The 14439-nt window shown below is 65.2% G+C and carries 13 protein-coding genes; 7 read left to right on the top strand and 6 right to left on the bottom strand.

Annotation, left to right across the window (positions count from 1 at the left end; translation table 11 throughout):
- The 3 genes from JWR89_RS21765 to JWR89_RS21755 all read left to right on the top strand — a co-directional run.
- Positions 1 to 873 (top strand): threonine--tRNA ligase (locus JWR89_RS21765; protein WP_299720084.1); only part of this gene is annotated, 873 nt, incomplete at its 5' end.
- A gap of 200 nt (positions 874 to 1073) precedes the next feature.
- A complete protein-coding gene (locus JWR89_RS21760) occupies positions 1074 to 1280 on the top strand; it encodes a hypothetical protein (protein WP_299720082.1) in 207 nt (68 codons plus the stop codon).
- A gap of 114 nt (positions 1281 to 1394) precedes the next feature.
- Positions 1395 to 1958: a nitroreductase gene (locus JWR89_RS21755; RefSeq protein WP_299720080.1), complete on the top strand. Its 564-nt coding sequence runs from the start codon at positions 1395 to 1397 to the stop codon at positions 1956 to 1958.
- A 181-nt stretch (positions 1959 to 2139) separates the two neighbouring features.
- Here JWR89_RS21755 and JWR89_RS21750 read toward each other — a convergent pair whose 3' ends face one another.
- The 4 genes from JWR89_RS21750 to JWR89_RS21735 all read right to left on the bottom strand — a co-directional run bounded on the left by JWR89_RS21750 (position 2140) and on the right by JWR89_RS21735 (position 8835).
- Positions 2140 to 4608: an EAL domain-containing protein gene (locus JWR89_RS21750; protein ID WP_299720078.1), complete on the bottom strand. Its 2469-nt coding sequence runs from the start codon at positions 4606 to 4608 to the stop codon at positions 2140 to 2142.
- 409 nt (positions 4609 to 5017) lie between these two features.
- The gene (gene adhP / locus JWR89_RS21745; RefSeq protein ID WP_299720076.1) at positions 5018 to 6067 is read right to left on the bottom strand and encodes an alcohol dehydrogenase AdhP; all 1050 of its coding nucleotides are present in this window, start codon (positions 6065 to 6067) and stop codon (positions 5018 to 5020) included.
- Positions 6068 to 6106: 39 nt separating this feature from the next.
- Complete coding sequence (locus tag JWR89_RS21740) at positions 6107 to 7498, bottom strand: NAD-dependent succinate-semialdehyde dehydrogenase (protein WP_299720074.1); 1392 nt, start codon at positions 7496 to 7498, stop codon at positions 6107 to 6109.
- A gap of 329 nt (positions 7499 to 7827) precedes the next feature.
- Positions 7828 to 8835, bottom strand: a complete 1008-nt coding sequence (locus JWR89_RS21735; protein ID WP_299720071.1) for a hypothetical protein — start codon at positions 8833 to 8835, stop codon at positions 7828 to 7830.
- Between the two features lie 286 nt (positions 8836 to 9121).
- Here JWR89_RS21735 and JWR89_RS21730 point away from each other — a divergent pair, with 286 nt between their 5' ends.
- Positions 9122 to 10174 carry a patatin-like phospholipase family protein gene (locus JWR89_RS21730; protein ID WP_299720069.1) on the top strand — a complete coding sequence of 351 codons (1053 nt, stop codon included), beginning with the start codon at positions 9122 to 9124 and terminating at the stop codon, positions 10172 to 10174.
- 194 nt (positions 10175 to 10368) lie between these two features.
- Here JWR89_RS21730 and JWR89_RS21725 read toward each other — a convergent pair whose 3' ends face one another.
- Together JWR89_RS21725 and JWR89_RS21720 are read right to left on the bottom strand one after the other, a co-directional pair.
- Positions 10369 to 10797 carry a CBS domain-containing protein gene (locus JWR89_RS21725; RefSeq protein ID WP_299720066.1) on the bottom strand — a complete coding sequence of 143 codons (429 nt, stop codon included), beginning with the start codon at positions 10795 to 10797 and terminating at the stop codon, positions 10369 to 10371.
- 147 nt (positions 10798 to 10944) lie between these two features.
- Positions 10945 to 11727 carry a rhomboid family intramembrane serine protease gene (locus JWR89_RS21720; RefSeq protein WP_299720063.1) on the bottom strand — a complete coding sequence of 261 codons (783 nt, stop codon included), beginning with the start codon at positions 11725 to 11727 and terminating at the stop codon, positions 10945 to 10947.
- 537 nt (positions 11728 to 12264) lie between these two features.
- Here JWR89_RS21720 and JWR89_RS21715 point away from each other — a divergent pair.
- The 3 genes from JWR89_RS21715 to JWR89_RS21705 all read left to right on the top strand — a co-directional run.
- Positions 12265 to 12822 carry a PAS domain-containing protein gene (locus JWR89_RS21715; protein WP_299720060.1) on the top strand — a complete coding sequence of 186 codons (558 nt, stop codon included), beginning with the start codon at positions 12265 to 12267 and terminating at the stop codon, positions 12820 to 12822.
- Positions 12823 to 12985: 163 nt separating this feature from the next.
- Positions 12986 to 13600, top strand: a complete 615-nt coding sequence (locus JWR89_RS21710) for a PilZ domain-containing protein (protein WP_299720058.1) — start codon at positions 12986 to 12988, stop codon at positions 13598 to 13600.
- Positions 13601 to 13931: 331 nt separating this feature from the next.
- A partial coding sequence (locus tag JWR89_RS21705; protein ID WP_299720055.1) for a transglutaminase-like cysteine peptidase occupies positions 13932 to 14439 on the top strand: 508 nt, incomplete at its 3' end.

The raw sequence follows: 14439 nt of genomic DNA, 5'->3' as shown, positions 1-14439 counted from the left end.
CATCGCTACGAGGCCTCAGGCGCCATGCATGGCCTGTTGCGCGTGCGCGGCTTCACGCAGGACGACGCGCATGTGTTTTGCACCGAAGAACAGCTCGCCGACGAGTGCCTCAAGATCAACGACCTGATCCTGTCGACCTATGACGACTTCGGCTTCGACGGGCAGCTTGTTGTCAAATTATCAACTCGGCCCGAGAAACGCGTCGGCACCGATGCCGCGTGGGATCATGCCGAAGCGGTGATGTCGAAAGTGCTGGAGCAGATCGCGGCGAAGTCCGGCAACCGCGTCAAGACCGCGGTCAATCCAGGCGAAGGCGCGTTCTACGGGCCGAAGTTCGAATATGTCTTGCGCGACGCCATCGGCCGCGACTGGCAGTGCGGCACCACGCAGGTCGATTTCAACCTGCCGGAACGCTTTGGCGCGTTCTACATCGACGCCGATGGTTCGAAGAAGGCGCCGGTGATGGTGCATCGCGCGATCTGCGGCTCGATGGAGCGTTTCATCGGTATCCTGATCGAACATTTTGCCGGCAATTTTCCGCTGTGGCTGTCGCCGACGCAGGTTGTCGTCACCACCATCACGTCGGATGGCGATGAGTATGCCAAGGTTGTCGCGGCTGCGGCGCGCCGCGCGGGCCTGCGCGTCGATCTCGATCTGCGCAACGAGAAGATCAACTATAAAGTGCGCGAGCACTCGCTGATGAAGATCCCGGTGATGCTGGTGGTCGGCAAGAAGGAAGCCGAGACCCAGTCGGTCTCGATCCGCCGCTTCGGCAGCGAGAAGCAGACCGTGATGACGCTGACCGAGGCGCTGGTCGCACTGGTCGATGAAGCCACGCCGCCGGACATGAAGCGGGCGAACGAGGCGGTGTAACTCTGCCGTCCCGGCAAGCGAGCTTGCGAGCGCAAGCCGGGACCCATACACGCTGTCGTCGTGTGGTGCGCTGTGGCCAAAGTCCTTTCCAGCTACGAGCCCGGAGGTTATGGGTCCCGGCGTTCGCCGGGACGACGTGGAGAGGACGCCGCACTTCACTTCAGAATTACCCGCAGCCTTTCATTGTTCAGGACCGCCCCATGACCGACGCCACCGACGAACAGGAAATCCCCGCCTACCCGATCCTGGCGTATCAGCTGATCCCGGATCCGAACCGGCCGCATGTGGTGGCGCTGGCGTTCGAGACCGAGCGCGGCCACAGCCTGTATCTGGCGACGCGGGAGATCCTCGAGGATCTGGCGGCGGACCTGCTGGATCGCGCCGGCAAGATGCCGCAAAAAGGCTAGGCTGCACTGTCACGCGATCGCGGTCACAATCCGTCTAAATGCCCGCGCGCCGCCTCGTGGCGGGGCGCGTCGCGTGGTAAGGGGTCGTCCACCTCTTCCATGTGAGACATGCCCGTGACCGACGCCATCGCCTTCCTGAAGACCCGCCGTTCCGTCAAGCCGCGCGAGATGAGCGGCCCTGGCCCCTCGCCCGCCGAACTCGACACCATCCTGACCATCGGCGCGCGGGTGCCGGACCACGGCAAGCTGGCGCCGTGGCGCTTCATCGTGTTCGAGGGCGAGGCGCGCTCGCGCGCCGGCGACGTCATCGCCGCGGTGTTCGCGCGAAAGAATCCGGATGCGCCGGTGGCCGAGATCGAGGTCGAGAAGCGCCGCCTGATGGAGGCGCCGCTGGTGATCGCGGTGGTGTCCGCGATCAAGCCGCATCCAAAAATTCCGCCGTGGGAGCAGGAACTGTCCGCCGGCGCCAGCTGCATGAACATCGTCAGCGCCGCCAGCGCGCTGGGTTTTGGGGCCAACTGGCTGACCGGCTGGCACGGCTACGACCGCGACGTGCTGGACGGCCTCGGGCTGAAGCCGGAGGAGAAGCTCGCCGGCTTCATCCACGTGGGCACGCCGACCCGGCCGAACGAGGACCGGCCGCGGCCGGTCTTGGCGGAGCTGGTGACAAGGTTTTAGGTTCGCATTCAAGTTGCAGGCATCGTTCCCCGGACGCGGTGCACTGCGCCGCGTCTTCGCGGCGTGGTGCGCCGCAGATCCGGGGCCCCGGTTGGGCGCGGAAGAAACCGGGATCCCGGCTCTGCGAAGCCGCGCAAGGGCGCTGCATCGCGTCCGGGACACGATAGCGGCGCGCTTCGCCCTACGCCGCCTCCGACGCCCGCGCGCCGAAGCGGCGCAGCAGTTCTTCCACTTCCGACGCCGGGCGCGCCGCGCTGAACAGGAAGCCCTGCACCTCGTTGCAGCCTTCCGCGCGCAGCCAGTCGAGCTGATCGACGGTCTCGACGCCTTCCGCGGTCGTGGTGATGTTGAGGCTGCGGCCGAGGCCGGAGATCGCGCGCACGATGGCGACGCAATCCGGCCGGCCGATCAGGTCCTTCACGAAGGAGCGGTCGATCTTGATCTTGTCGAACGGAAAGCTTCTGAGATAGCTCAGGCTGGAATAGCCGGTGCCAAAGTCGTCCATCGAGATGCGCACGCCGAGCGCGCGCAACTGATGCAGGATGGCGAGATTGGCGTCGGTCTCGGCGAGGAAGATCGATTCGGTAATCTCCAGCTCGAGTCGCAGCGGCGACAGCCCGGAATAGGCCAGCGCCGCCACCACGACCTGGACCAGGTTGCGACTGCGGAATTGGACCGGCGAGAGATTCACCGCGATCTTGATATCATCCGGCCATTTCGCCGCCTCGGCGCAGGCCTTTCGCAGCACCCATTCGCCGAGCGTGACGATCAGCCCGATATCCTCGGCGACCGGGATGAAATCCGCCGGCGAGATCATGCCCTTTTCGGGATGCTTCCAGCGCAGCAGTGCCTCGAAGCCGGTGATGCGGTCGGCGGCGAGATCGACCAGCGGCTGGTAGTGCACCTCGAACTCGCCATGGGCGAAGGCGCTGCGCAGGTCGAGCTCCATGTCGCGGCGCTTTTGCGCCTGGCGGTCCATCTCGCGCTCGAAGAAGCGGTGCACGCCGCCGCCTTCCGACTTGGCGCGGTACAGCGCCATGTCGGCGTTGCGCATCAGCTCTTCGCTGGAGGTGCCGTCGCCGGGCGACATCGCGATGCCGATGCTGGCGCCGATCACCACCTCGATGCCGTCCATGTCGTAGGGCACGCTGAGAATCTCGATCATGCGCGCGGCAAAGTCATTGGCCTCGTTGGGCGAGATGTCGGCCGCCAGCACGACGGCGAATTCATCGCCGCCGAGACGCGCCACCATGTTGTTGCCGCGCACTTCGGCGCGCATCCGCCCGGCCACCATCTTCAGCAGCCGGTCGCCCATCGGATGGCCGAAACTGTCGTTGACGTTCTTGAACAGATCGAGATCGATGCACAGCACCGCGACGTGCTTGCCGGGATCGATGCCGTCCAGCGCCTGGGCCAGCCGCTCCTGATAGAACACGCGGTTTGGCAGTTCGGTGAGCCCGTCGTGATGCGCCATATGCGCGACCCGCGCCTCAGCCTTGCGGCGCTCGGTGATATCGACGATGGCGACCAGGAAGCCGTCGCGGCCCTCGAAGGTAACGCGCCGTCCGTAGGTCAGCACATGGATCTCGCTGCCGTCGGCTTTGAGGTGGCGCCAGTTGCGGTCCGACTGGTAGGCGTCGCCGAGCTGCAGCAGCGCCTTGGAGTGAATCTCCCATTCGTCGCGCGGCCAGATCTGCTTGAGCTGCATGCGCAGGAAGCTGGCGCGGTCATAGCCGTAATGCTGAACCGCGGCGTCGTTGACACCCAGAAAATCCATCGTCTCGGCGTCGAACACCCACATCGGCATCGGATTGCTGTCGAACAGCAGCCGGAACGAGTCCTCGCGGCGCTTGATGTCGGTGACATCAGAGATCGTCAGCGACACCAAGTCGCCGAATGCGGTGGCGCTGAGCCGCAGGTTGCGGTCGTCGCTGTCGATTTCGAGCTGGTCGCTGGCGGAGCTGGCGATCATCGACAGCAGCCATTGCAGCACGCCGGGCAGACACAGCGCGTGGCCGCCGGCGCTGAGGCGGCGCCACTGCAGGTCCGTCGATGGCGCCTTCAGCAGCCGTGCCGCGCCCTGGTTGAGATGCACGATCTGGAAGTCGAACGCTTTGCTGCCGGAATCGCGGATCGCGGCCAGCGACACGATGCCTTCATTGGTCGAGGAGAAGATCGCATCGACCAGATTGTAGCGCGGCCCCTGCTCGTTGACATAGGCACCGACCAGCGTGCCGCCCCAGCGCGACGACGTCGGCAGCGCGAGGATCTCGTAGGTCTGCACCAGGCCGTCGCGCACGCAATGCACCACCGACTCGTGCGGCCGGTTGGTCTGCAGCGCGCAGCTCGCGGCTTCCGCCAGCGCTGTGGCACAATCCGGCGACAGCGTATCGAGCGGGATGTCCCAGCGCTCGTCGCCGAGCCACTGCTGCACGTAGCGCCCGCTGCGCGACACTTCGAGCGACGCGCCGTCGCCCTTGAGCAGCACGATGTGATCGGCCATGCGGCCGAGGCTGCCCAGCATCACCTCTTCATAGCCGGGCAGCGTCTGACCCGGACGCAGCGCCGCATGCCACTTGCGCTGCAAAGCGGGGATGTCGCCGAACACCTTGCTGTCCGGTTGTCCGGAAATCTTTCTGGCCGCGGTCACGACGTCCCTTTCCGAATAGTTGCGCGTGAGCGCGGTATTCGGGTCATGACACTTAAGACGATGTAAACGTTTCGCCGCCGCGCTGCGCAATCCGACACTATGAATGTTTTAAGTCACGCGATGGTTAGGGCGGATTCACAACCATGACAGTGGCGTGACGATCGCGCGGCAATTGATACTTGTTGTCGGCGCCGGCTGATCCGTTGAACTGACGTGGTGGGATCGTTTCCCGGACGCGGTGCGGCATTCGCAGGCGATGCGAAGCATCGCCGCTATGCCGCTCCGCAGATCCGGGATCCCGGTTTCTTTCTCACGCAACCGGGGCCCCGGATCTGCGGCGCACCACGCCGCGAAAGCGCGGCGCAGTGCACCGCGTCCGGGGAACGAGTCCCGTTCACTTGAACAGACTCTACGCCGCCACGGCCTTCGCCAGATTCTCGAAATCCAGCACGACGCGGCCTTCGATCTTGCCCGCACGCATCCGATCGAACACGTCGTTGACGTTCTCCAGCGTGTCGGTCGTCACCGTCGCGCGCACCTTGCCGTCGGCGGCGAAGTCGAGCGACTCCTGCAGATCGAGCCGCGTGCCGACGATCGAGCCGCGCACCGTGATGCCGTTCAGCACGGTGTCGAAGATCGACAGCGGAAAGTCGCCCGGCGGCAGGCCGTTGAGCGAAACCGTGCCGCCGCGGCGGACCATGCCCATCGCCTGCTGGAACGCCTTCGGCGACACCGCGGTGACCAGCACGCCTTGCGCGCCGCCGATCTCCTTCTTGATGAAGGCGGCCGGATCGACGTTGCGCGCGTTCACCGTCAACGCGGCGCCGAGCTTCGTCGCCAGCGCCAATTTGGCGTCGTCGATATCGACCGCGACGACGTTGAGCCCCATCGCCTTGGCATATTGCACGGCCATGTGGCCGAGGCCGCCGATGCCGGAGATCGCCACCCAGTCGCCGGGCTTGGTATCGGTGACCTTCAGCCCCTTGTAGACGGTGACGCCGGCGCACAGGATCGGCGAGATCTCGACGAAGCCGACCTTCGGCGGCAAATGGCCGACATAGTTCGGATCGGCCAGCACATATTCGGCAAAGCTGCCGTTGACCGAATAGCCGGTGTTCTGCTGCTCTTCGCACAGCGTCTCCCAGCCGCCCAGGCAATGCGTGCAGTGGCCGCAGGCGCTGTACAGCCAGGGCACGCCGACGCGGTCGCCCTCCTTGACATGGCTGACGCCGTTCCCCACCGCGACGACGTAGCCGACGCCTTCATGGCCGGGAATGAACGGCGGCTTCGGCTTCACCGGCCAGTCCCCCTCCGCGGCGTGGAGGTCGGTGTGGCAGACGCCGGTCGCGGCGATCTTGACCAGGATCTGTCCGGCGCCGGGCATCGGGACCGTGACTTCCTCGAGCACCAGCGGCTTGCCGAATTCGCGGACGACGGCGGCCTTCATGGTCTTCTGCATGCTATACTTCCTGTACGGAGATTGAAGGTTTCGCGGCGCTCAGAACGGCGCGTCGATATCGACCACGTTGATGAGCTTGTGGTTGACGAACTCCTTGATGCCGAGCCCGAGCAGCTCGCGGCCGTAACCGGAGCGGCGCACGCCACCGAACGGCAGGTCCGCCTTCACCATCGTTGGATGATTCACGAACACCATGCCGGTGGAGATCTTCTTGGCGACCTCCGCGCCATGCTTGGTATCCGACGTGAATACCGAACCGCCGAGTCCGAACGGCGAATCGTTGGCGATGCGGACCGCATCCGCCTCGTCCTTGGCGCGGAACAGCATCGACACCGGGCCGAAGAATTCCCAGTAGCGCGCCGGATTGTCCTCGCCGACATCGGTCAGGATCGTCGGCTGCACGAAGGCGCCCTGGTTGGGGACGCTCGGCCCCACCTCGGTCGCCGTGGCGCCATGCGCGACCGCCTGGCGGATCTTGTCCTTGATCTCGTCAGCAGCGCCCTGCGACGACAGCGGCGCCAGCGTCGTCGCCGGATCGCTGGGATCGCCGGCGCGCAGTTCGGCGACGCCCTTGGTGTAGCGTTTGAGGAAGTCGTCATACACTTCATCGACCACGATCATGCGCTTCGAGGACACGCAGACCTGGCCGCCGTTCCAGTGGCGCCCGAACACGCCCCACTTCGCGGTCTTCGCCATGTCGGCATCGGCCAGCACGACGAAGGCGTCGGCGCCGCCGAGCTCCATGGTCGATTTTTTCAAGGCCTTGCCGGCCTGCGCGGCAATCACCGCGCCCGCACCTTCCGAGCCGGTGAGCGCGACGCCCTGGACGCGCGGATCGTTGAGGATCGTCTCGATCTGCGACCGCGTCGCGAACAGGTTCTGGAAAGCGCCGTCCGGCAGGCCGGCGTCGCGCATCAGTTTCTCGAACGCCTGCGCGCTCTGCGGCACGTTGGACGCATGCTTCAGCAGCATCGTATTGCCGGCCGACAGTTGCGGCGCGATGATGCGGGCGATCTGGTAGTACGGAAAATTCCACGGCTCGATGGCCAGCAACACGCCGAGCGGCTCGCACACCAGCGTCGCTTCGCCTTCGTCGGGGTGGGCCACCGGCAACGCCTCGGGCGCCAGCAACCGCTCGGCGTTCGTCGCGTAGTATTCGAAAATCGCCGCCGACAATTCGACTTCGGCCTCCGCCTCGGACGCCAGCTTGCCCATTTCGAGCGTCAGCAGCTTGGCATAGGACGCCCGCTCCCGGCGCAGGATGTCGGCAGCGCTTTGCATCACCTTGGCACGCGCGGCGAACGAGGCATCCTTCCACGCCAGGAACGCGCGGTGCGCGTGGTCGATGGCCGTCTGGACTTCGGCATCGGTGGCGTCGGGAAAGCGCTTGAGAACTTCGTCGGTGTAGGGATTCCTGGTTTCGTAGGCCATGGGGAACTTTCTATCGGAGGTCGCGGATGCGGCCGATGTCAGGTTCGCCAGTGTGGTCACGCCACCTTCAAAACGGGATGATCTGCATCAATGTTGCAGGGGTGATCGCGGAGACGTGAAGGGGAATTATGCGCGCCGTCGAGCGCATTTCAGGTTGAGATGACGCGATTTAGCCGCAGCCGTCATTGCGAGGAGCCCTTGCGACGAAGCAATCCAGTTCTTGCCGAGCTTGTGGCTCTGGATTGCCGCGTCGCTTCGCTAAGGGGAAAGCCAATTGGCTTTCCCTGACCTCGCAATGACGGGGAGAGCCCGTTCACTGCGGAAATGCGCTACCGCGCGACGACTTCGATCTCGCCGTCGACGCCGTTGACGACCTTGAACGGGCGCTCGAACACCTTGCCTTCGTTCTTGGCGATGGCGCGGTATTCGCCTTCGGACAAGACGACGCGGGGGAATGCGCCGATCGATTCCTTGATGACGTCGCCGGCCGGGGTGATCACCGACCACGCGGTGTTGGCCAGCGCCTCGCCGCCCTTGTCGCCGACCAGCTTCAGCGTGATCACCGCCGCGCGATGGGTGATGATGACGTCGGTGAGCTTGCCGGCCTGTACGCGGATGTCCGAGCGCACGGTGGAGTTGGCGTCGCCGTAGTTCGAGACGATGTAATAGGTGCCTTCCTGCAGCAGCACGACGTCGGCGGCGGCGACGCTCGGCAGCAGCGGCGAACGCTCGCCTGCCTCGAACTGGCTGCCCTTGTAGATGCTGAACGAGATCTGGTTCTGCGGAATCTTCGAGGTGCCGACGCGGCCTTCGATGCGCAAGCCGCCGGCCGGCAGCACGAAGGCTTCGCGGTCGGTGTCGGACTTGATGGTCACCGGACGGACCGCGCTGACCAGGCCCATGGCGACGTGGACCACATAGCTGCCGGGCGGCAGCACGATGTTCGGGGTGGCGCCGCGGTCCTCGCGGATCAGCTTGAACGCGCCGGTCTCGTCGGGCCGGTCGGAATACACCCGCCACACCAGCCCGCTGTTGATCACCGGCATGTCCTTGCCGTAACGCGCCGTCAGCGCCAGCACGCCCTGGCTGGGCGCGGCAGGCGTCGCGGGCAGCGGCGACGGCACCGGCGCCGTCACCGCGGCGACCGGCGGCTGCGTCAGCGGCGCCGGCAGCAGCGGCGCGGAGGCCGGACCGGAGGGCGGCGCCAGGCTGATGGCCGGGCCGGACGGCATGTCGGGAATCGAATTGGGCGGCACCGGCGCCGGCCGGTCGCTGAAAAACTGCGCGGAAGCGGGGTTCGGGGCGGCCATCAGCATGGCCAGCAGCGCGAACGCCATGCGTCCGCCCCGCCCGATTCGTCTGAGATCGTGGCCCCGTGCAGTCATCGACATGCTTTTCACCGAAAACGCGGCGAATTCAAGCCTTGGCGTGGCCCTGCACACAATCCCGCGACCGATCCGCGAAACTGCCCGCTTCCGGCGCAGCGTCGCCATGCAGTCATAATTGCTGCCTACGCCGGACCCCGCGACATAAATCATGAATGCGATACCGTCTGGCGCGACCCGGCCGCAGGGCATAAAATGCCGGCGGTGTCGCGATCCGGTCGACCGAGGAGTTTGTTGGGTGCTGGACAGTTTGATGGGGCGCAGCCAGAACGGGGCGAATGGCCGCGACAGACCGGGTCTGGGCAGTGTCCGCCGCCCGGTGATCGGGCTGGCGCTGGGCGGCGGCGCCGCCCGCGGCTTTGCCCATATCGGCGTGCTGCGCACCCTGCTGGCCCATGGCATCGTGCCCAATGTGGTGGTCGGGACCTCGATCGGCGCCGTGGTTGGCGGCTCCTACGCGGCCGGCCATCTCGACACCCTCGAGGAATGGGCGCGCAGCCTGCAGCCCCGCAACATCTTCAGCTATCTCGACATTCGCCTCAACGGCTCCGGCCTAATAGGCGGCAGCAAGCTGGCGGCGCAGCTCGAGGCCTCGCTCGGGCAGACCGTGATCGAGGACCTGCCGCTGAAGTTCGCCAGCGTCGCCACCGAGGTCCGCACCGGCCACGAGATCTGGCTGACCCATGGCCGGCTGGTCGATGCGATGCGGGCGTCCTATGCCCTGCCCGGCATCTTCTCGCCAGTGCTGGTGGGCGATCGCTGGCTGGTCGATGGCGCGCTGGTCAATCCGGTGCCGGTGTCGGCGGCCCGCGCGCTCGGCGCCGAGATCGTGATCGCCGCCAATCTCAGCAACGACGTGTTCGGCCACTCGACCACGATCTTCCAGCACGGCAGCAGCCCCGACGCGGCCGAAGCGGTAATCGAGGTCGCGCCGGAGCCGAAGCGCGGGTTCGGCCGGCTGTTTTCCGCCGAGCGCACCATGAAGCGGGAGTTCTTCGGCGGCGGCGACCGGCCGGGCATTTCCAGCGTCATGGTCGATGCCTTCAACATCATGCAGGACCGCATCACCCGGGCGCGGCTCGCCGGCGATCCGCCGGACCTGTTGATCGCGCCGCGGGTCGGCAAGATCGGCTGGTTCGACTTCCACCGCGCCGAAGAGCTGATCGCCCACGGCGCCCGCGCCACCGAACGCGCGATCGAATCCATCCAGGAAGCCATCGAAATCCTGGCGCCCGAAGCCGCCAAGGCGCCTGCGCCGATCGCGCAGAAGGCGACGGTGGCTGAGGGCTAGGGTATTTCAGTTTGAGTGACGCGCATTAGCCGCCGCCGTCATTGCGAGCCAGCGAAAATCGCCGAAGGCGACTTTCGCTGAGCGAAGCAATCCAGAAAGCCACAAGCGAAGACTGGATTGCTTCGTCGCAAGGGCTCCTCGCAATGACGGCTGCGGGCGATTCGATTCATCTCGAAGAGACAGGCGGGCTTGCCTCACGCCGTCGCGATATAATCCCGCAGGGCTTCCTGTTCGTGCTCGAATTCGCGCAGCCGCCATTTGACGACGTCGCCGATCGAGATCAGCCCGACCATCTTGTCGCCGTCCATCACGGGCAAGTGCCGGAATTTGCCGGAGGTCATCTTTTCCATGATCGCGGCCACGGTATCCGATGGTTTGCAGCTAATGACCTTGCGGGTCATCACCGCCTCGACCTTCTCGTCCAGCGCCGAGGCGCCGCGCTCGCCGACCACGCGCACGATGTCGCGCTCCGACAGGATGCCATCCATGTGCTGGTCGGTCATCACCATCACCGCGCCGATCTTGCGTTCCGACAGCAGTTTCACCGCCACCGCCAGCTTGTCGTCCGGACCGACGTGAATGATCTGGTGGCCTTTGGTATCGAGGATTGCACGTACCGTCATGGTCGCCTCCTAGAGCCGGCCGGCCCTCGAACGGGCACGGTCTTTTATTCTTGGATCGAGACACAATGCTTGCGCAGGCCAAACGTCGCCTGCCGGACGTGGGATGATGAATGAAACCCGCCCGCCCCGCAAGGCGGCGACCGGCGATCAGTGCAGATCGGATAGGTCGGAGGCCGGCGCCGCCGCGGCGGGCTGCCCGGCGCGCGGGATCGGATCGAACAGCGAGAACAGCAGCAATCCGGCGAAGAAGCCGCCGATATGCGCCTGCCAGGCGACGTCAGCGCCATCGGCGCCGATCGCGATGGAGCCGACGCCAAAGATGATGTTGACGCCGAACCACACCGCGAGGAAGCCGAGCACGCGGGGATCGCGCAGCGCCTGCAGCAACGGCAGCGCCGGCACCCGCGCCGCCTCGTCAGCATCGCCGCGGTTGAACGACAGGAAGCTGCCGCGCACGAAGGCAAAGCGGATCGCTGCCGCCATGGCGCCGGAGACCGAGGCCGAGGCGCCGATCATCGGCGCCAGCCCGTGTTCATGGGTCAACAGATGCGCCGCGGCGCCGCCGACCGCCGTCACCGCCATGAAGACAAAGAACCGGACCGCGCCGAAGCGCCGCGCCAGCGCGCTTCCAAAGGGCAGCAGCCACAGCACGTTGAAGCCGATATGGCTGAGATTGGCGTGCAGCAGCGAATAGGTGACGAAGCTCCAGATCTTGGCGGGGGTGCCGCCGGGGTACGGCATCGCCAGCAGCGTCTGGTCGTAGCGCTTCGGAATGAAGCCGAACATGCCGATCACGAGGTCGTCGAGATCCGGCGACAGCAGCATCCGCCCGAGATGGATCGCCACCAGCAGCGCCACATAGGCGGTCAGCGCGCCCGGCAGGGTCAGGATCGGTTCACGCGGGGGAACGGAGGAATCCAAGGGGTCCAAGGGATCAACGGCCTGTCAGGGGCTCACGCGAGCGATGCCCCAAATAGGCGGCTTTGGCGGGATGACGCAAGCGAAGGATGGGAGCGCGGGTGGGAAAATGGCGGCCACGTCAGTAACGAGATCGGCAGTCCTAAAAGAAAAAGGGAGAGCGCTGAGAACGCTCTCCCTTTCCTGGACCGATCTTTCCCGCGCCGGGTGGATTTTCGGCACAACCGAAAATCCGGTATCCCCACCCCTCCCCGCGCGACGACCAAACCTGTTTGCAGCCACCCTGGTATCAAAACCTGTGCGTCGCGAGCCGCTGGAGAACAGCCCGCGATGCCGTGCAGTGCGCGCATCCTAGCGACTATCCACTGCGGCTCAACAACATGGTAAATTTAACGTTAACGCCGGGAAACCTAGTTAACACGGTGGAAAACGCCGCTTCGGCATGGACGATGCAATGTTCGAACTGCACAACATGTAGCGGCACGCAGTGACTGGATTCGGGACACAACTGTCTCCGGGATGCTGCGGCGGGGTCAAGGTTTAGCGTTAATGAAGCATCCATCCAGCAAAGAGTTCTTTGCCTATTGGGACGACAAGCGCGGGTTCGCGCGCGCGCCCGAGCGCAGCGATATCGAGCCCGGCCCGCTGCGCGAGCTGCTCGGCGACATCTTCGTGCTGTCCTACGACAAGCGCGCCGGTTTTCCGTTCCGCGTCGCCGGCACCAGAGTTTGTGCCCTGCTGGCGCGCGACCTGAAGGGACAGGCGTTTCCGATGCTGTTCGCGCCGGACAGCCGCCGCGACATCGAGGACATCATTACCGTGGTGTCGGAAGAGTTGCTGGTCGCCGTCGCCGGCGTCACCGCGACCACCGAGGCCGGCCAGAAAGTCCATCTCGAACTGCTGCTGCTTCCGTTCAACATGCGCGCGCATACGCCGATCAGCCTGACCGGGCTGCTGGCGCCGCTCGGCGAGGCCCGCGGCAAGCTCGGCCCGTTCAGCCTGACCTCGTTCCGCTACCTCGCCCACCCGCCGCAGCGCTTTGCGCCGCGCGCGCTGCGCAAGCTGCAGGCCGCCCGCGGCCTGATGGTCTATGAGGGACTGCGGTAGCGGCGACTGCGGTAGCAGGGGCCTGCACGAACCGATCGGCGTGGGTGCGGCATGATGGCGCCACGCCATTTGGTTGCATCAGTTGAGCATTTGCTAACGCGCCATTAACCGTGAGCGCCGTAGGGTCAGGGCGACCTCGACCCGCTGAACCGGCACGGCACTGATGGCGTTTGCGCAAACAAAATCGATTCTTCCGTCTGCAGAAGAACGCCGCCGCTTCCAGCGCGTGAAGGTGCATCTGCTCGGCCGCTATATGCTGCCCGATCGGCGCGAATTCCCCTGTCAGGTCATCAACATGTCACCCGGCGGCCTGGCCTTGCTGGGTCCCGGCATCGGCAATGTCGGCGACCGCGTGATCGCCTATCTCGACCATATCGGCCGCGTCGAGGGCAAGGTCACCCGGATCATCGACAACGGCTTTGCCATGACCGTCGGCGCCACGCCGCGCAAGCGCGACAAGCTGGCGGCGCAGCTCACATGGCTCGCCAACCGCGACATCCTCAACCTGCCGGAAGACCGCCGCCACGACCGTATCGTGCCGCGCAACCCGATCTGCCTGCTCACCCTCGAGGACGGCAGCCAGATGACCTGCCGCATCATCGATCTGTCGCTGTCCGGCGCCGCCATCGCGGCGGAGAAGCGGCCGCCGCTGCACACCCATGTGTCGCTCGGCCGGGTGCAGTCGCGCGTGGTACGTCACCTCGAAGACGGCTTCGCACTGGAGTTCGTCCACGAGCAGCTCGCAGAGACGGTCGAAGACAGCGTCAACGCCCGGTAAACAACCGCACCTCTTGAATTCCATTTTCCCTGCCGAATGAAGGCGATACCCGCGTTGCCGGGTACCGCCTTGCGGGTTCCGCGCGGCGCCGTTCACGGTTAACGCCGACGCCTTTTGGCAGCACAAGCACCGCATTTTCAGGACGCGCGCGCTTAATGCGTAAAATTTGAATCAATTTCCATTTTCTTCAAATGTGAATCGAACCCTGCCAAGTATAGTTTCGAAGACGTACTGCCTTTGATGCGCATTCGTCTCAATTGTAGTTGTGCGATTTAGCGGCGCCGCAAAGCCTCTGTGCAAAACATGGTCCCAACAAGAAACGGGGGCCACAATGTTTCGTAGCAAGGGGCACATCACGGGATTGGCATTCGCAGCCGTCCTGTTCGGATTTTCGGCGACGGCGCAGGCCGGCGACGAACGACTTTACGCAAGTCTCGGCGACAACACGCGCTCGCCAATCGGCTGGGTCGAATTCTGCGCGGACAATCCCGGCGATTGTCGCGGCGGTGCGACCCAGGCGCGCGACATCGTCATCACGCAGACCGCGTGGAAAGATCTGCTGCGCGTCAACCGCTGGGTCAACGAGACCGTCAAGCCGCTGACCGACATGGACCACTGGGGCGTGATCGAGAAGTGGTCGCTGCCGACAGACGGCTACGGTGACTGCGAGGACTACGTGCTGCTGAAGCGCAAGATGCTGATCGATGCCGGTTGGCCCCGCGAGGCGCTGCTGATCACCGTGGTGCGCGACAAGAAGGGCGAAGGCCATGCGGTGCTGACCGTGAAGACCGACAAGGGCGAGTTCGTTCTCGACAACCAGAACGAAAGCGTCGTGGCCT

Source organism: Tardiphaga sp., assembly GCF_028290785.1.
In the GTDB taxonomy this organism is placed as follows: domain Bacteria; phylum Pseudomonadota; class Alphaproteobacteria; order Rhizobiales; family Xanthobacteraceae; genus Tardiphaga.
The sequence above is the reverse complement of the archived record's forward strand: the minus strand, read 5'-3'. Positions and strand labels throughout refer to the sequence as shown.

Coding starts and splice junctions, on each gene's coding strand:
- JWR89_RS21715 (WP_299720060.1), top strand. CDS start 12,265: ATGAAGCATCCATCCAGCAAAGAGTTCTTTGCCTATTGGGACGACAAG.
- JWR89_RS21760 (WP_299720082.1), top strand. CDS start 1,074: ATGACCGACGCCACCGACGAACAGGAAATCCCCGCCTACCCGATCCTG.
- JWR89_RS21735 (WP_299720071.1), bottom strand. CDS start 8,835: ATGGCGTTCGCGCTGCTGGCCATGCTGATGGCCGCCCCGAACCCCGCT.
- JWR89_RS21725 (WP_299720066.1), bottom strand. CDS start 10,797: ATGACGGTACGTGCAATCCTCGATACCAAAGGCCACCAGATCATTCAC.
- JWR89_RS21740 (WP_299720074.1), bottom strand. CDS start 7,498: ATGGCCTACGAAACCAGGAATCCCTACACCGACGAAGTTCTCAAGCGC.
- JWR89_RS21710 (WP_299720058.1), top strand. CDS start 12,986: ATGGCGTTTGCGCAAACAAAATCGATTCTTCCGTCTGCAGAAGAACGC.
- adhP (WP_299720076.1), bottom strand. CDS start 6,067: ATGCAGAAGACCATGAAGGCCGCCGTCGTCCGCGAATTCGGCAAGCCG.